Raw genomic sequence first — 17,685 nt, 5'->3', positions numbered from 1 at the left:
TTCTTTAGTTTATTCTTACCGCCGTGGCTTCGAACATATCCATCATTTTACCCTTTAAGTGGTTCTGGTCGTCTTTGATCAATTTTACACTGACGTTAAATCCCTGTGCCGTGAAAGAAAAATCAATACCATCGGTCGTCTCTTGGATAGCCGTCATGGGAATGGCTGGGGTCTTGCCTTCGGGATCCAGTAACTCGCCTGTTAGTTTTCCGCCATTCCTTTTGACATCGGCTATCATTTTGGAATCCCCGTTTGGAGTGCCCTTAAAGGTAAGGTCCCATTTTCCCGTGAAGAAATCGGTCTTTGAAACGGCACCAGCATCACTAGTTTCAGTCTCCATAATCGGTTGAGGTTCCTGTGCCAACTTAAATTCTGCACCTAAAACCACCATTAATGTTCCCGGATTTTCGGTTCTATCATTGGTAAAGACTACATAAAGGTCTTGTTGTTCGCCATTAAAATCTGTTGGTAAAGAAATAGGAGCCACCATAGGGCTAGGGGTAAAACCGCCAGTGTCCGAGGCTTCCAAAAAATCTGATTTTCCAATCAATGTGCCGGTAGGACTAGCTAAGTGCAGTTCCACCCTACCTCCGGCAGCATTCAACTGTGCTACTGGTGCTGTGGCCTGTAATTGAAGTGCGGACAAGCCTTTCAGGTCAATTTGCTTAAGAACCATATAGGCACCCGATTTAGCCGGAATTGCGAAATTGGATCCACCGAAAGACATTTTATTGACATCGGTATACTCATCAAAATCATTTGGGCCCACAGTTGTAGATCTAAGTACAAACGATTTTTCAGCAGTGATTGCAGGCATGCGATTTGCCCCATGATCTTCATATGCAGCACGCACAATATATACACCCTTTCCCTTATCACCCGAGGTTGCTTTGGCTGGGTAAGAGCCCTTAGTAGGCAGGGTAGAAGCTTTTGGTTTTTCATTGGCCAAACTCAGGATAAATTTTGAGATATCCGCGGCTTCCTCCGCAGACAATTGTGGATGTGCGGCCATAGGTACATCGCCCCAAATACCACTGCCACCTGAGATGATTTTCTTGCTTAGATATTCCACTGCAGAGGCATCATCCTTATACTTCATAGCAACATCTATATAGGAGGGTCCTATGGATTTTTCCTGTCTTTTATGGCATGCCATACAGTCGCTGGCATCCATCAAGCTTTTACCAACTGCAAACTGTGCCGTGGCATCCGCTGCCCTATGCCCTTGTGCAATCTCAATTTTATCAAAGCCTTCTGCCAGGTAATCAAAAGAAACGGCTACTTGCTCATTATGTATACCGTTCCCTAAGGTACCGTCTTCTTTGTCCGTTACCTTAATGTCATAGTCAACATAAGTATTGGGAACAAAAAATGTTTTATTGCCGTTTGATATTTCCAGATGTAGGACTGGTGGCTCATTACCGGCAATTACCTCCATAGTTTGGCCATTAATGCCGCCCTTTCCATCATTTACGGTTAGGGTCACCTTATAGATGCCAATGTCTTCCAAAGTGAAATTTGCCTTGGATGTATTGAGGGTTTGGGAAAAACCGTTTTCTGAGGACACTTCCCAAAGGTATTCTAGATCGTCCTGGTCTGGGTCTTCTGTACCGTCGGCACTTAATTGCAGTTCAAACGGAATGGCACCTCCCATCTTATTGGCCGCCATTTCAACTCTGGGCAAACGGTTACCGCCATTGTATTCTATACGAATTAACCGGGCATCATCATTGGCCGAAAACCATCCGGAACCATATTCCAACATGTACAGATCACCATTTGAGGCAAATTGCATATCCATGGGATTGCTGAAACGGTAACTGGGCATAAACCGTTCCATGGATTTAAGATTGCCCGCTTCATCCATAGTGATGGCCATAATCCAACCCCGCATCCATTCGTAAGCGAAGAATTTACCATCATAATACTGTGGAAAAGCATGTTCGGAATTTTTAAAATCTTCGGAATAGAATACTGGACCGGCCATGGCATTTCGGCCGCCCGAACCCACTAAAGGAAATTCTTCCGATTCAGCATACGGATACCACACAAAGGCATCTTGGGCCGGGGGCAGTTTTTCAAGTCCCGTATTGTTAGGTGATGTATTCATAGGAGCCTTGGCATCCCATTTTTCAAGGGATTGCTCCCTGGCAAAATCATATTTATTATATGCCTTGTTATTCCCTACAAAATGTGGCCAACCGAAATTCCCAGCTTTTCTTGCCTGTCCTATTTCATCATGACCTGCAGGTCCGCGGAGCGAATCAGGTTCATTGGCATCCGGACCTACCTCGCCCCAATAAACAAACCCGGTATGTTGGTCTACCGAAATCCGGAATGGGTTTCTATGGCCCATGGTATAGATTTCTGGACGTGTTTTAGCGGTGCCTTCTGGAAAAAGATTTCCCTCAGGAATGCTATAGGTACCATCGTCATTAGGTTTGATACGGATGATTTTACCTCTAAGGTCATTGGTGTTGGCCGATGATTTTTGGGCATCCCAAGGGCCTCTTCCCGGCCTTTCGTCTGACGGGCTATATACGGATGCACGTGGACTGGTATTATCACCCGTGGAGAGATATAGGTTACCTTCTTTGTCCCATGCTATGGATCCCCCAGTATGGCAACATTGTTCGCGCTGGGTTGGAATTTTAAGTAACACTTTTTCAGATTCCATGACCAATTCCTCTCCATTCAGTTCAAACCTAGATAACACATTGGCAGATTCATTCAAAGTTGAATAATAGAGGTATATCCAATGGTTCTCTGAAAACTTCGGGTCAATGTTCAGTCCCAGTAGACCATCTTCGCCCACAGATTCCTCACCTTCTTTATTTACATATTTTAAACTTACAGGTATTTTGGCAATCGTTTTTAGTTCTTGTGTTTCTGTATTAAAAATTCTTACTTCTCCCTTGCGTTGAATAAAAAGTATACGTTCATCATCCAATAGCGCCAACTCCATAGGCTCATCAAGTTTTTCCGCTAGGACAACTTTGGTAAATCGGTTTTCTTCTGGTTTCACCATGGCATAATCCAGTGGTTTTGGGGTATCGCCACCGGCCACATAATGAATTCCCGACCATAAATGATTTAGGAACAAGGGGTTGCTATAGGTTTCATTGGTATGGCCCATAGCAGTATAAAAAGAGCGCCCCCCATCAAATTCCTGATACCAGCTCATTGGGTGGTAATCAGGATTGCTGCCTCCTATAAAACTGGAATCATCTATGCTCAAAAGCACATTGATGTTAGAGGAAATGTTTTTAAAACTATAAAACTCGTCTTCCCACTCAAATGTGTCAGGCATACCCTGGGTTGCCCAATGATCTTTTTTCTCTACAGTGAAGATTCCTTTTTGGACATTGCTCGGTTCTATGGGATGATCTTGAAAATATGCCCCAACCAATTTTCCGTACCAAGGCCATTCATATTCTGTATCCGTTGCCGAATGTATTCCCAAAAAACCACCACCAGCCTGAACAAAGCGCTCAAGGGACACCTGTTCACTATCCTCAAGTATATCTCCGGTGGTATTTAGAAAGATAACGACATGGTAGTTTTTCAAAAGCTTATCATTGAAATCATGGGCATTTTCAGTGAAGGCGACATCAAAGTCTTTTTCCTTTGCCATTTTAGTCAAGGCTTCTTGGCCAGCCGTTATGGATTCATGACGAAATCCGTCTGTCTTACTGAACACCAAAACCTGGGTCTTTGAGTTTTGGGTACAAGAGCCCAAAGTGAAAATTAGGGCAATAAGGAATGTAAAAGAGATGTAATATTTCATTTTTAAAAGTTTGTGATGGGTCAAATATAGAATAAATATGTTATTGTCTAATAAAAAGACATTAAATTTTTATCTTTGTACCACAGATTATCCTACGCTCGATAAAAACCCTTTATTTTTGAATTTGAAAGAGGTAACCTAAATAAATTGAAATTTAACATAATGAAAAACCTTAATCAGAAGGACTTAATTAATCAGCTCTCTATAGACTGTGTTATCTTTGGATATAGACAGAATAAATTGCAAGTGTTGGTACCCAAAATGGACTTTAAGGGCGACTTCTGGGCCTTGCCCAGTGGTTTTGTGCAGCAACAGGAGGGCATTGACAAAGCAGCCCAACGTATTTTGGAGGAACGTACTGGCATCGGTGACATTTTTTTGGAACAATACCGGGTTTTTGGTGATGTGCCGAGAACCAATCGTGCCGCACTTGAGCAAATGATAGCCTTGAATCCCGATAAATTTGAACAGCTTCAAGACGGCAACTTTTTAGAATGGTTGACCCAGCGCTTTATCGCCATTGGTTACTACGCGCTTGTAGATATTAACAAGGTAACACCTAAATTGACCGAAATAGACCAATCTATAGATTGGTATGAGATTACGGATTTGCCCCAAATGGTTATGGACCATGAACAACATATACATAATGCATTGGAGGCATTGCGTTTAAACCTGGACTCTAAGCTGTTGGGCTTTAACCTACTTCCTGAAGAATTTACAATGAAAGACCTACAACTCCTCTATGAGGCAGTATACGATAAGCCCTTTCGCAGAAATAATTTTCAGAAAAAAATGTTAGACCTAAACGTGTTAGAAAGAATGGGCAAGAAATTGACCGGAGCGGCTAATAAAGCACCCTATTTGTATCGGTTTAAACGTTAACTAGTTTGCCACTACATTACGACATCCCATTAAATGAACAACTGATATCATAGTATGTGGGCCAAGTTCGAAAAGCATGTCAAATCATTGTTAAATCTGCTCTTAGGATATTGGATTTATAGAGAATAAGGCTATTTGACCATCTATTAATTGGGCTGCATTTTTTTATCCAACAAACCATCTAGGTGTTTAAACTTTTTTTACATTTTTGTGTGCTTAGAATTACTTCCATGCATCCAAAGATTTAGGAATAGGTTACTTTAGCTGTTGTGTAGTTATGTGTGTTCTAATTTGGTTAATGTTTAAATAATGATAAATTTAAACCTTAGGATTTTTATAGATTAATACTATGGCTCAAAATCTAAATATCGAAATAAACGATTCATCAAGAGTTCCCAAATACAAGCAGATTGTAGAATCAATTATTACTGATGTTTCAAAAGGAAAATTGAGCATAGGTCAAAAAATACCTTCCATTAATGAACTGAGTGAACATTGCGATTTATCTAGGGATACCGTTGAGAAAGCATATCGAGAATTAAAAAAGAGGAAAATAATTGTTTCGGTCAAAGGCAAGGGGTTCTATACTGCCAAAACAGACCTAATTTCTAAAATAAATATCTTCTTCTTAATCAATAAGCCAAGTTCTTATAAAATGCGAATATATAATTCGTTCGTTGATGGTATTGGGGTTGATGGTCATGTAACCCTATCCATTTACCATTGTGATGAAACCCTATTTATAAGGGAATTGGAGAAAAATATGGGCTCTTATGATTACTACGTCATCATGACACATTTTAAAAGCGAAAATTTAGAACATGTTAGTTTTACCGATAACACATTATTGGAGATAGAAAAGATCCCAAAGGACAAATTGATTATTCTGGACAATGATAAACCAAGCATAAAGGGGAACTATGGGGCTATTTATCAAGATTTTAAAGAGGATATCTATAATGCCTTAAAAGAAGGGTTTGAGCGTTTAAAAAAATATGACAAGCTTATTTTGGTCTATCCCCAAAAATCTGTCTTCCCATATCCTAGAAGAATTATTAGAGGGTTTGTTCAATTTTGTGGTGAGCATAACTTTGATCATGAAATATTGGACGAAATTTATGAGGACATGGAGCTCAATAGTAAAGATGTTTATATTACCATTGAGGAAATGGACTTAGTAAAATTAGTACAACAAGTAAATGCCAAGAAACTTACCCTAGGTAAGGACATTGGTATTATTTCTTATAATGACACTCCGTTAAAAAGTTTATTGGGTATTACGGTTATTAGCACAGATTTTAAAACCATGGGAGAAACTGCCGCTTATATGGTTCTGAAGAATAAGAAAGAAAAGGTTAAGAATGTCTTCAAATACATTGAGCGTAACTCCGTGTGACAAACCGACCAATTTATGAACCTCCTGTCAAGGTGAAGTGGTAGAATTACATGCTTGATCGTTATTTTTACAAAACAGGGAACAGCTAATTTTTTAGGTTCAGTTACTTAATTCCAATTGTAACTGGCGATAAGGGTTTACCCCTTGAATTTATGGTCTATTTTTAGATTTGAACACCGTAATTAGCAATTAATATGATGAAAAGTAAAATACTGGCGGTATGCATATTTAGTAGCTTTCTACTGATTCATTGCAACTCCACAATAATAAAGAAGCCCACAGTGTATATGGTGGGTGATTCTACCGTAAAGAATGGACAAGGTGATGGCACTGGCGGACTCTGGGGTTGGGGCGATTTTATTGGTCAGTTTTTAGATAGTACAAAGGTCAAAATCGAGAATCATGCCTTAGGTGGCACCAGTAGCAGAACTTTTCAAGATTTAGGACTTTGGGATTCCGTACGTCGTGAATTAAACAAGGGTGATTATGTGTTGATTCAATTTGGGCATAACGATGACGGACCCATAAACGACGATTTCAGGGCTAGGGGTACTATAAAAGGCATTGGGGATGAATCCGAAGAAATTGATAATATCCTTACAGGTAAGCATGAGACCGTGCATAGTTATGGTTGGTACATTAGAAAAGTAGTTACCGATGCAAAAGCCAAAGGTGCCATTCCTATTGTATTATCGCCCATCCCCAGAAATAAATGGGTTGATGGGAAAGTGGCCTTGAACAATACCACCTATGGTTTGTGGGCCAAACAAGTCGCTATGGAAGAAAAGGTGGCTTTTATAGACTTGAATACCCAAATGGCAGTGAGAATGGAGACATTGGGCGAATCTAAGGTAACGGGCACTTATTTCTATGAACGAGACCATACCCATACCACAGCTAGGGGAGCGGTGTTGGCATCAGAAATCATAACGGACGAACTCAAAAAAACAACGAATACATTACAAGATTATATTTTAGAAGATCCAAGGATTCTTTTACCTAAGAAACGAAATCTGTTTTTAGTGGGTGATTCTACCATGGCTGATAATGGTGATGAAAACGCTGTTGGTTGGGGAGTGCCGTTCCCAGTACATTTTGATACCACTCGCATTACCATTCACAATAAAGCTAGGGGAGGAAGAAGTTCGAGAACATTTGCTTACGAAGGCTTGTGGGACAGTATTTTGAAACAACTTGAACCCAATGATTTTGTGTTATTGCAATTTGGACATAATGATGCCGGTAATATTGATAAGGCAAAGTATAGGGGTTCCTTACCCGGTATCGGAGATGAAGTGCAAGAAGTAATGCGCCCCGATGGTAGTACTGAAACCGTACATACATTTGGGTGGTACATGAAGAAATTTATCAGGGACACAAAAACAAAGAATGCCATACCAATAGTATTAAGTTTAACTGTGCGTAACGAATGGCCTGACGATAAAGTGGAGCAACGGAAAGATAGTTATGTAAAATGGTCTAGGGAAGCCGCTTTAGCTGAAAATGCTATCTACTTGGACATAAGTGATCGTCTGGCAACGAAATATCAGGATTTGGGAAAGAATATGGTAAAATCATTTTTCCCAAAAGACCATACACATACCGGAATAGAAGGTGCTGCATTCAATGCAAAAGTGATAGCCGAAAGCTTAAAACAATGCAAAGATTATGTACTGCGTGATTATATCTTTATTCAAGAATAGCTTTAGGGCATTTTAGACAAACCTTCCCATTTTACGTTCCATGTACCATCTTTAGGAAAACCAGGGTTGTCAATAGTGTTGCCATCAAAGCCGGCGCACATCATGGCTACAGCCGCAAGATAACCACCATTGCCGGGTAAATAAAGGGTTAATCTAGGCGTTTGGTAATTATGGCCGCTAGGTAGGTAGGTGTTTGTTATCTCATCCCTAAAAAGTGCTTTTATAGCATCTTCTGGCCTATTAAGTCTGGTAGCGGTCATGGCTTCCAATGGAAAATCCCATCCCCAGGTATGGTCCCAATTCCAAACATTATCCACCATGTCATAGGTACGGTTCATAGTGGGGATGTCTACATAATTATTATGCGGAAGAAAACTCATCGCTCCCAAAACAGCAGGGTGGTCAATGGTATGTTTGCTTGTTGGGGAATAGGAATTGGGGACACTTTCCGCTGCTAGATACACACCCTCTAGCTGTGCCATTGGCGATAGCTTATCGATGACCTTTTGCCATTCTGGCCTGACTTCCAAGCCCAACCTTTTTCGCCATTCTTGGGCCAGTTCCAGAGCCCATTTCCAATACGAAAGTTCTAACGGCGGGTTGTAGGTTTCTAGTTTATCAAAACATTCTTGTGCGGGTATGACGCCTTTGCCTAAAATATACCTGTCGTTTTCTGCATCGTAGTAGGCATAGGAAGCCATGAAATCTGCCGTTTCAAAAATGAGCTTTTGGTATTTTTTTAGATTTTCTTCTGATGGGTTGTCCCTATAGATAAGTTCAGCAAGATAAATAACGTGTGGTTGCTGCCAAATAAGAAAAGAGCCAACATTTGAGGCCGTTTCACCACCATTATTATCCGTCATTTTCTGCCATCTTACCCCGGCATATCCCTGTCGTTGCGCCAATGCTTTTGCCCCCTCAAACGCCGTAAAATACCAGTTTATACTTTTTTCTAAATAACTGGTACGCCCCCAAAGCGGATAGTGGGTGGTATGCCACCAATACATTTCCATATGTGGTTTTCCAAACCAACTATTATAGGTGAGGCCGGTTTCCTGAACTGGATAGTTACCAGCACATTGCGAACGGGTCAAATATTGTGATAGCACTACCCGGCGTTCAAGTTCAAATGCCCTTTTATCCGTGCACTCGGAAAAATCAACAGCACCACCTGACTGCCAAAATGCTTTCCACATCGTTTTGCTATGAGCCGCTACGGTATTGAAATCAGTGATGGCACTTTCAGGCGCGGTTTCACTGAATACTACCGTAGTTTCAAAACTTGTTGATGCTATAGGTGAAATGCTATAGTAATGGTCCTCTATTTTAGTAAGATCCCCCTTGTTTGAAAGTTTAACAGAAACAAAGTATTGATCATTGTCCAAAGTTCGGGTGAAGAGAAAATCTCTCCCTGTTTTATTGTCAATTATGGTACTGTGTTTTTCATGCCGGTCATAGTTGGTGCCTCTATCTGAAAATTCACCTGTAGGGTAGGTGAACCTGAATTTTAATTGTATTCTATTTTGGGATAAAAGAGGTGACTCTATTTTTACTGATATAGCATCCGTTTCTGCATCGCCGTATGTAACGGTTTTTATAGGAATACCTTCTACCTCAAAAGAACTTTCAATTTTGCCTGTCCAAAGGCTGAGTGTTTGGTTAATGTTTTTTAGGTCCGGGGGTTGCGCTTCAGAACCATCTTTTTTTAAAATAATCAATCCGACATTACCTAATTGAAGACGATGTGGATTTGCCCTAAAATAATCTGCCGCCGAATTATTCCGTTTATTTTCTTGGTCTTGAATGGCGTATAATGCATTGGGGTTCCCATTGAAATCAAATCCTTTTAAGGCTTCTTCGAATTTAAAATTATCAGTATTAGGGGCGGTATGCCAGCCCCATTCCGATTGTGTGCCCAAAGGCACACCATTTTGGTAATGTTCAGGAAAACTTTGTAACCCCGTAGCATCAACGGTAAAGGAAAACTTCCCATTGCCTACATTTAAGGAGCCTAAGGTGTCAATAGCTTTAATAGTTACATTATGTCTTGTTACCACCGCATTGCGGTCTATTTTAGCTTGACCGATGCCTGAATGTGACCATTGTAAGGCCAAAAAAACTACCGCTAAAAAGATGTGCTTTTTTATTGTCATAATTTTCTGTTCAATTACATGTTGTGTTTAGAAAATACAATATGGAAATGTAGCATCTGGACAATTTTATTCTATATTATTGATGAGTTTTCTTAGCTACTTTAAATCAGGTTGATAAAGGTTAATTTTATATTCATATGAAGTATTTAACTAGTTGTTTACGCCATATGAAAGACCTCTTTTAAAGAAAGTGAGACGGGTGAATTATCAGGATTAGTTTCCATAATATCCGCCATATAAGCCCACCATTTTTTAACAATAGGGTGATTGGGAATTGTATCTTCATCCAAATCTGCATTCAATTTTTGAAAAGCAAAAAGGGTCAAGGTCTCTTCATCCAGAAAAATAGAATATTCAGAAATGCCCGATTCTGACAAAAGGGTTGATAATTCTGGCCATATTTCGGCATGTCGCTTTTTATACTCCTTTTCAAAGCCTGGTTTTAATTTCATTTTAAAGGCGTTCCTTTTCATGGTATTCTTATAGTTTGGTTGATTTAACCTGTAATGAACTATCATTGATTTCAAAATCGTTGGCTTTTATCAATTTTATTATTTCTGAGCCTGCCAAAAGTACTGGTCCATAGCCATGAGCGGCATATACATTTATGGGTCTGTAAAAATAGAATGCAGGGTCAAAGCCCATTCCCGTACCTACACATGTACCTTCAACTTGGCCTTTTGCATTCACTTTTGTTGCTACGGCATTCCAACCTAACATTACAACTGGTGAAAATGCTAATTTATCTATGTAGCCATTATTGATAGCCTTTGCAATGGAATAGGTGTAAATAGCCGTTGCGGAGGTTTCTAAATAGGTGTCGTTGCGGTCTATGAGTTGATGCCAAAAACCAGTGCCGTCTTGGTATTGGACAAGGCCTTTTATGTGTGCCTGTAATTGTTTTAATACATCTTGATACCCTTCGTGTTCTTTTGGTAAAACATCCAATAATTCTACGAGGGTCATTACTGCCCAACCATTGGCACGCGCCCATCTAAATTCTGGATGGTCTTCCATGGCTTGTACCCAGCCATGCATATACAGTCCTTTTTCCTCATTGAACATTCTCTTGGAAAACTGACGTACTTGTTTTACGGCATCGTCATAGTATTTAATTTCACCGGTCAATTTTCCCATTTGGGCCAAAGCAGGTACACTCATAAACAAATCGTCTAACCACAGCGTGTTGGGTTGTGGTCTATTTCTAGCCAAGGTGCCATCAGGAAATCGAAATTGGGTATTACTTATATATGCTATGAAATTATCAATTAGTGGCTGCAAATCGGCATCTAGTCCAGCTCTTTTTGCCTTAATCATTGCCGCACAAATAGCGCCCGCATCATCTAAGGCATGAGGTTGCAACGATTGTTTTATTGGCGATGGGTAGTTTTTGTCCTTCTTATATTTTTCCAGATAAAAAGGAGCGATATCCGCTATCAATTTTAACCGTTTGTTGGTATATTCGGCATATTTTGGATTCCCTGTGGCCTCGGTTATTTGGGTCATTCCAGCATAAGTAACGCCCCATTCATAACTAGTTAACCTAAAGGCACCAGGCTCAAAAATACTATTCTTATCCAGTTTTTTAAGGTTGGTAATCTCTTTGTTGGTTTTTGAGTCTACCAATGTTGCTGCGGTTTCACTCTCGAGATAATCATATACCCTATCTAACGTACTTATAATTTCATCAATGGCTTGTACACCATAAGGGGTAGGGTAATCTGGCTGTAAAAGATGTAATGGCGTGGTAACATCGTTGGTAGGTTCTTGGGCCATTACTTGATGTTGAAAGGTCAACGATATAATTAAGATACCGAATACATAAAATAGGATGTTTTTCATTTTTTGGTGTTTTGTAGCATTGAATTATTTAATGGTTATTTCTGCAGAAAGTTGGTCTGCCAAATTTTTTACATAGCTCACAAACTTACTTCTATCAATAAAATCTTCGTTACTTAGTTCCCAGCCAGCAATAGCAAAGTAACTAATGGGTTCATAGTTTTTAATATCAAGTTTAGCCAAATAGGTATTGGATAGGTTGCCTGTTTTAGGTGCCTCTATATATCCTTTGTATTTTTCTTTTGGGAGAATTAAGGCCATGCCCAACCACCATTCTTTCTCGTATGATTGTTTGTCATGTGTTAATAGAACAACATATTTATCATTGTTTTCAAAAACTTCTAAAGGTTGGTCATTATTAATATTTACCAAACCAACAACTAAATTTTCATCGCCTTGTAATCCTTCAACAGAAACCGTGTTTTTATAACCGTAGGTACCTGGCCAGATGCTTGTGGTTTCAGATACATTATAAGTACGCTCATTTGGTTTCCAATTGCTAAACGTATACTCTAGAACAGAGTTTATAGGCCCCTCATTACGTATTTCGAAAGTTGTTTTTTCTATAGTGTTGATAGAATCGTTCACGGTAACCCCTAATCGCATCAGTTCATTCTCGGTAGCAAGTGCATAGCCGCCAAGCCCTACCGAATTGCCAACGGCCAAAATATCCCTGCCCCAGTCTTCCATTACATGGTAGTTGTCTTCAACAGCACCATTGGCATTAATGCCAACATTTTCAGGTGAAATTGCTGATGTCTTTTTGCCAAAAAGATCTTTTGCATTTCTACCATCTAAGTAATGCCTAAAACCAACCTTATCATTTTCCCAAGAAGGGCCATCGGTTTGGTATTGCTGGTAACCCAAACTTAGCGGAAGTTCATTGGCCAGCATCGTTTCTTTGGTTTGTGGGGCAACCTTTGTCTCAGCTGAGGCTCTTTTTCCAAATCTGGCACTGGTTCTTGCTTTATAGGTAGGTTTTTCAGTAACCCAGGCTACCGAAATTGTTTTTACTTCTTTAGGCTTAAAATCAATAACAAAGAAAAGTTCGTCCCAAGCTGAACTATTTCTAGATGTATTTACCTGAGATGGTATGGTGTCTTGTTCAAAAATAACAATGGGAAATAAGGAAGTAGTATCGGCTATGTTTAGTACCTTTCTTTCAATTGAAATAGGTTTGTCAAACAATTCAATATCTGAGGTATTGGTCAAAATTAATTCTTGGTTTTTTATCTCCTCATTATTGCAAGAAACTGTAATTGCAATTACTATCAATAAAAGATTTAGATGAAATGTTTTCATAGGATACTTATTTTATTTCTTGGTGAATTGGTACAATCATAATCATCTTATTTAGATGTTCTGTTCGATGAAAAAAAATGTATTTACTATCTGCAGTCCATTGTGGGTGTGTTTGGTACATTTTTGAGTTACTGTGTCTTGATGTAGTAAGTGCGTTAACCGTTACACCGGTAACTTCATCTTTAAAAGTGTAATTTTCTGATGGGAAACGTTGTCCAAAAATATCATCGCCTGCTATATCAAATGTTTTATAGACATTGGCAAGTTTAGAATAGTCTTTACCTTCTACTAGTTGTGAATACAATGCTTGACCGTTTAACATTGATCCTGCTAAAATTAGACTTACTCTGTTTTTTCCAATCATGGGTACTTTTATTTTATAATAAAAAAGACCCCATAACTTTAAAACAGGGTCTTAAACTAACTCAAACTAACTCATTCTTAATTATTTTTGGTATTCTAGATTGTATAAAATTTTAGTATTAGATTTCAATGCTATCTTTTAGTTAGACCTGTATTGGTTAAATTAGGATAGCTATTGTAATCGATTACAATTTATTTAATGGTTAATATATGCATTATAAATAACTTAGGTATCCTGTACTATGCTGAGGCATAATTTTTTGCTTTGTCAGTCAGCATAGCACAGGACACTAATTGTAATAAGTAAAGTTATTTTTAGGAAAATTATGAATGTTTGCATTTTTATGAACGCATAAAAATGAAAGATACACTGTAAAATGAAGTTTTTTATATTAAAATATGTTTTTTGCATCATTTTGTTTTCCTGTATAAATGCAGTTCATTCACAAAAAGATTCGGTCATTTTATATGATGAAGACTCAAGGGTTAAACCATGGACCCGTTGGTGGTGGATGGGAAGCGCTGTAGATAAGCAGAACATTCAATCTACATTACAATCCTACTCTAAAGCAGGTTTAGGCGGGGTAGAAATAACTCCTATTTATGGAGTACAGGGAGAAGATGCCAATAACATACCCTTTCTTTCCCAACAATGGCTAGGCCTGTTAGATTTCACCATAAAGACAGCCGGTAATCTGGGTATGCAGGTAGATATGAATTTGGGTGCCGGATGGCCCTATGGTGGGCCACAAGTGACGATTGATAATGCTGCCACGCGTTTGTTAGTAGATAGTTTGAAAGTGTCTAGAGGAAAACGTGTTAATGAAATACTAATGCCCACTAACCCTAAAGATACTTTAGGAGCTACTTTAAATTATGTATTGGCATATGGTAGCAATGGCAAGTATATTGATTTAACGTCTCTTGTAAAAGATGGGCGACTGCAATGGAAGGCTAAAAAGGACGACTATACGGTTTATAAGGTTTTTACAGGGAAAACAGGACAAATGGTAAAGCGGGCAGCACCTGGGGGCGAGGGTTACACGGTAGACCATTATTCTAATAAGGCTTTAGAGCAATATGTGACACGTTTTGATGCTGCTTTTGCAACCAGTGGCAAAGGATTACGATCAATTTTTAACGATAGTTATGAGGTGTACGAGACAGATTTTACCCCCGATTTTTTTATTGAGTTTGAAAGAAGAAGAGGGTATGATTTAAAACCCCAGTTGCAAAAACTATTATCTAAAACAGATAATGAGTTGAATAATCGTATCAAGAGCGATTATAGGGAAACACTAGGAGATTTATTATTGACCGAGTTTGATATCCCCTGGACAAATTGGGCGAACCAAAAAGGCTTTAAAACCAGATTGCAGGCACATGGTTCGCCAGGGAATTTAATAGATTATTATGCTTCGGCAGATATCCCGGAATGTGAGACCTTTGGTTCTATGCCCTACGATATTAAAGGTTTTAGACGAGAAATAGAGGATATTAGACAGGGTGATGCCGATCCAGTGATTTTGAAATTTTCTTCATCTGCCGCTCATGTTTCCGGTAAACCCTTAGTGTCCTCAGAAACCTTTACATGGTTGCGGGATCATTTTAAAACCGCATTATCACAGACCAAACCAGAAGCTGAAGATTTACTGCTTAATGGCGTAAATCATATTTTTTTACATGGTTCAACATATTCACCAGAGCGTGCCGCTTGGCCAGGATGGAAATTTTATGCGTCGGTAAATTTTAATGAGAACAACACCATATGGGAAGATGCTCCAAGTTTGTTCTCCTATATACAAAATTGCCAGAAGTTGCTTCAAAAGGGTAAACCTGATAATGAAATTTTATTGTATTGGCCTATTCACGATGTATGGGACAACTACCTAAAAGGAGATCTGTTCTTTCAGTTTAAAATACATTCTTTGAATGAATGGTTACACGGTACATCTTTCTATACAATAGCTAAAGAATTGGCTGCTGAAGGCTATTTGACCGATTTTATTTCTGATAGATTTATCGAGCAACTTTCTTTTGAAAATGGGCAATTGATGACACCGGGGGGTAGATATATGAGCTTAATTGTGCCAGATACCGATAAGATGCCTTTGCCTACCCTTGAGAAATTGATTCAACTGAAAAAACAAGGCGCCTCCATTATTTTTGATGGTCTCCCAGAATCGGTACCGGGTTTTGCCGATTATCAAAAAAAGAATAACAGGTTGGAGAAAATAATAGCTGAGAACGAAAATATCCTAAAAACATCTAAAACTATATTCGAAGATTTAACAGCAGTGGATATTCATCCTGAAACCATTGTTACATCGGGTCTAAAATACATTAGAAGGGATATAGATGGAAAAAAGAATTACTTTCTTGTGAACCACACTGGAGCCACTATAAAAGGAAGTTTTCCATTTCAAATAAAGAGTAATGAGATTGCCCTTTACGACCCTTTAACCGGCAAAGAGGGTATTGCTAATTCCTATATAAAGGATGGACAGACATTTATTCAATTGAACATTCCTTCAGGGGCATCCATATTTCTAAAGGAGAATGTAAATAAAGCTCTTTCAAACTGGCAGTATTTTGAAGAGTTGGAGACCGAGTATGTTATTAAAGGCGATTGGGATCTTACGTTCCTTAAGGGAGGTCCTGAACTTCCAAAGAAAAAAACCATTCAAGAATTAGATTCATGGACCAAACTGGGAGAAAAAGAAGTTTCTTTTTCTGGAACTGCACAATATGAAATTGTTTTTACTAATCCTGATGCAACAATAAAGTATTGGAAACTAAAGCTTGGTGAGGTAAGGGAAAGCGCCAAGGTTTGGTTGAACGATACTTATTTGGGTACGCTTTGGGCAAATCCTTTTGAAATGCAGATAATGGGATTAAAAGAGGGAGACAATAAGTTGCGCATAGAAGTCACCAACCTGCCAGCAAATAGAATCAGAGCCAAAGAACTACGTGGTGAAGAATGGAAGATTTTTAAGGAAATAAATATGGTGAACAAAGATTATAAAAAGTTCGATGCCACACTTTGGGACCCTATGCCTTCGGGTTTAATTGGCCCCGTAACGTTAACACCTTTAAAAACAAAAGATGAAAATTAGAATAAAATTTAGGAATGCAGTACTATGTGTATTGTTTTTTACAATACAGAAAGGTGTGCAATCCCAAGATATACATAGAGATTCTGTTTTGAAAAACATGCAATTGGCCAATGCTTATTTCATGGAAAAATGGCCCGATGTAGGCAAAACCATTATTACAAATAAAGAACGACCAAGTAATATTTGGACAAGGGGAGTGTATTATGAAGGACTAATGGCGTTACATGAAATTTATCCTAAAGAGGCGTACTATGAGTATGCCTATTCGTGGGCCGAATTTCATAACTGGGGATTTAGAAACGGAAGTGCCAATAGAAATGCAGATGATTATTGTGCTGCCCAGACCTATATAGATTTGTATAATTTGGAGCCAGATCCAAAGAAACTTAAAAGCACAAAGGCAACAATAAATATGTTATTGAATACCCCACAATTAAATGATTGGTCGTGGATCGATGCCATTCAAATGGGGATGCCGGTGTTTGCTAAATTGGGTGTGATAGAAAATGATGACCGGTACTTTGAAAAAATGTACCAGATGTACATGTTTACGAGAAATGAACATGGAGATAACGGATTATATAATCCTAAGGATGGGTTGTGGTGGCGCGATGCAGATTTTGACCCTCCATACACAGAACCGAACGGTGAAGATTCATATTGGAGCAGGGGCAATGGATGGGTAATAGGAGCCTTGGCAAAGGTATTGTCCATAATACCAGATGAGGCACCACACAGAAAACAATATGTAGATGATTTAACCGCCATGTCAGAGGCATTGGCATCTATTCAAAGAAAGGATGGTTTTTGGAACGTTAGCCTTCATGATCCAAATCACTATGGTGGTAAGGAATCCTCCGGGACAGCGTTGTTTATTTATGGAATGGCATACGGTGTAAACAATGGCATTTTAAATAAGGAAAAATACCTGCCTATTATACAAAAAGGTTGGAATGCGCTAACCAATGAAGCACTGCATAAAAACGGTTTTATTGGGTATCTGCAATCTACTGGAAAAGAACCCAAAGATGGGCAACCCTTATCTTATGATAAGATCCCTGATTTTGAAGACTATGGATTAGGCTGCTTTTTATTGGCAGGTAGTGAAATTTATAAAATGAAGTAATTTTGTTTAAATTGG

Annotated in this window: 11 protein-coding genes; 5 read left to right on the top strand and 6 right to left on the bottom strand. The window is 38.9% G+C overall.

Annotated features, from left to right (window positions below):
* Window positions 1-4: 4 nt before the first annotated feature.
* Window positions 5-3,787: a ThuA domain-containing protein gene (locus tag ACOCEA_RS01335; protein WP_420754391.1), complete on the bottom strand. Its 3,783-nt coding sequence runs from the start codon at window positions 3,785-3,787 to the stop codon at window positions 5-7.
* Between the two features lie 162 nt (window positions 3,788-3,949).
* Between ACOCEA_RS01335 and ACOCEA_RS01330 the strand changes: the two genes are divergently transcribed.
* The 3 genes from ACOCEA_RS01330 (at window position 3,950) to ACOCEA_RS01320 (ending at window position 7,771) form a co-directional block, all read left to right on the top strand.
* A complete protein-coding gene (locus tag ACOCEA_RS01330) occupies window positions 3,950-4,672 on the top strand; it encodes an NrtR DNA-binding winged helix domain-containing protein (RefSeq protein WP_420754390.1) in 723 nt (240 codons plus the stop codon).
* A 349-nt stretch (window positions 4,673-5,021) separates the two neighbouring features.
* Entirely contained in the window at window positions 5,022-6,068 is a 1,047-nt protein-coding gene (locus ACOCEA_RS01325) for a GntR family transcriptional regulator (protein WP_420754389.1), read from the top strand.
* Window positions 6,069-6,262: 194 nt separating this feature from the next.
* Window positions 6,263-7,771 carry a rhamnogalacturonan acetylesterase gene (locus ACOCEA_RS01320; protein WP_420754388.1) on the top strand — a complete coding sequence of 503 codons (1,509 nt, stop codon included), beginning with the start codon at window positions 6,263-6,265 and terminating at the stop codon, window positions 7,769-7,771.
* A 2-nt stretch (window positions 7,772-7,773) separates the two neighbouring features.
* On the opposite strand, the gene ACOCEA_RS01315 is transcribed toward ACOCEA_RS01320, so the two are convergent.
* The 5 genes from ACOCEA_RS01315 to ACOCEA_RS01295 form a co-directional block, all read right to left on the bottom strand.
* Window positions 7,774-9,924, bottom strand: a complete 2,151-nt coding sequence (locus ACOCEA_RS01315; protein WP_420754387.1) for a hypothetical protein — start codon at window positions 9,922-9,924, stop codon at window positions 7,774-7,776.
* Between the two features lie 158 nt (window positions 9,925-10,082).
* On the bottom strand, window positions 10,083-10,397 hold the full coding sequence (gene rhaM, locus ACOCEA_RS01310; protein ID WP_420754386.1) for an L-rhamnose mutarotase: 315 nt from the start codon (window positions 10,395-10,397) through the stop codon (window positions 10,083-10,085).
* 7 nt (window positions 10,398-10,404) lie between these two features.
* A complete protein-coding gene (locus ACOCEA_RS01305) occupies window positions 10,405-11,766 on the bottom strand; it encodes a glycoside hydrolase family 88/105 protein (protein WP_420754385.1) in 1,362 nt (453 codons plus the stop codon).
* Window positions 11,767-11,790: 24 nt separating this feature from the next.
* Window positions 11,791-13,065, bottom strand: coding sequence for a DUF4861 domain-containing protein (locus tag ACOCEA_RS01300; RefSeq protein ID WP_420754384.1), 1,275 nt, complete (start codon window positions 13,063-13,065; stop codon window positions 11,791-11,793).
* A gap of 7 nt (window positions 13,066-13,072) precedes the next feature.
* The gene (locus ACOCEA_RS01295; RefSeq protein ID WP_420754383.1) at window positions 13,073-13,429 is read right to left on the bottom strand and encodes a hypothetical protein; all 357 of its coding nucleotides are present in this window, start codon (window positions 13,427-13,429) and stop codon (window positions 13,073-13,075) included.
* Window positions 13,430-13,805: 376 nt separating this feature from the next.
* Between ACOCEA_RS01295 and ACOCEA_RS01290 the strand changes: the two genes are divergently transcribed.
* Together ACOCEA_RS01290 and ACOCEA_RS01285 are read left to right on the top strand one after the other, a co-directional pair.
* Window positions 13,806-16,544: a glycosyl hydrolase gene (locus ACOCEA_RS01290; RefSeq protein WP_420754382.1), complete on the top strand. Its 2,739-nt coding sequence runs from the start codon at window positions 13,806-13,808 to the stop codon at window positions 16,542-16,544.
* Entirely contained in the window at window positions 16,534-17,670 is a 1,137-nt protein-coding gene (locus tag ACOCEA_RS01285; RefSeq protein WP_420754381.1) for a glycoside hydrolase family 88/105 protein, read from the top strand. The genes ACOCEA_RS01290 and ACOCEA_RS01285 overlap by 11 nt, the downstream gene beginning before the upstream one ends.
* Window positions 17,671-17,685: the final 15 nt, after the last annotated feature.

It is taken from the genome of Maribacter luteocoastalis, assembly GCF_048890225.1.
In the GTDB taxonomy this organism is placed as follows: Bacteria; Bacteroidota; Bacteroidia; order Flavobacteriales; family Flavobacteriaceae; genus Maribacter; species Maribacter luteocoastalis.
The sequence above is the reverse complement of the archived record's forward strand: the minus strand, read 5'-3'. Positions and strand labels throughout refer to the sequence as shown.

Excerpts from the sequence above, each read along its gene's own strand:
- ACOCEA_RS01335 (WP_420754391.1), bottom strand. The coding sequence starts at position 3,787 with ATGAAATATTACATCTCTTTTACATTCCTTATTGCCCTAATTTTCACT.
- ACOCEA_RS01330 (WP_420754390.1), top strand. The coding sequence starts at position 3,950 with ATGAAAAACCTTAATCAGAAGGACTTAATTAATCAGCTCTCTATAGAC.
- ACOCEA_RS01325 (WP_420754389.1), top strand. The coding sequence starts at position 5,022 with ATGGCTCAAAATCTAAATATCGAAATAAACGATTCATCAAGAGTTCCC.
- ACOCEA_RS01320 (WP_420754388.1), top strand. The coding sequence starts at position 6,263 with ATGATGAAAAGTAAAATACTGGCGGTATGCATATTTAGTAGCTTTCTA.
- ACOCEA_RS01315 (WP_420754387.1), bottom strand. The coding sequence starts at position 9,924 with ATGACAATAAAAAAGCACATCTTTTTAGCGGTAGTTTTTTTGGCCTTA.
- rhaM (WP_420754386.1), bottom strand. The coding sequence starts at position 10,397 with ATGAAAAGGAACGCCTTTAAAATGAAATTAAAACCAGGCTTTGAAAAG.
- ACOCEA_RS01305 (WP_420754385.1), bottom strand. The coding sequence starts at position 11,766 with ATGAAAAACATCCTATTTTATGTATTCGGTATCTTAATTATATCGTTG.
- ACOCEA_RS01300 (WP_420754384.1), bottom strand. The coding sequence starts at position 13,065 with ATGAAAACATTTCATCTAAATCTTTTATTGATAGTAATTGCAATTACA.
- ACOCEA_RS01295 (WP_420754383.1), bottom strand. The coding sequence starts at position 13,429 with ATGATTGGAAAAAACAGAGTAAGTCTAATTTTAGCAGGATCAATGTTA.
- ACOCEA_RS01290 (WP_420754382.1), top strand. The coding sequence starts at position 13,806 with ATGAAGTTTTTTATATTAAAATATGTTTTTTGCATCATTTTGTTTTCC.
- ACOCEA_RS01285 (WP_420754381.1), top strand. The coding sequence starts at position 16,534 with ATGAAAATTAGAATAAAATTTAGGAATGCAGTACTATGTGTATTGTTT.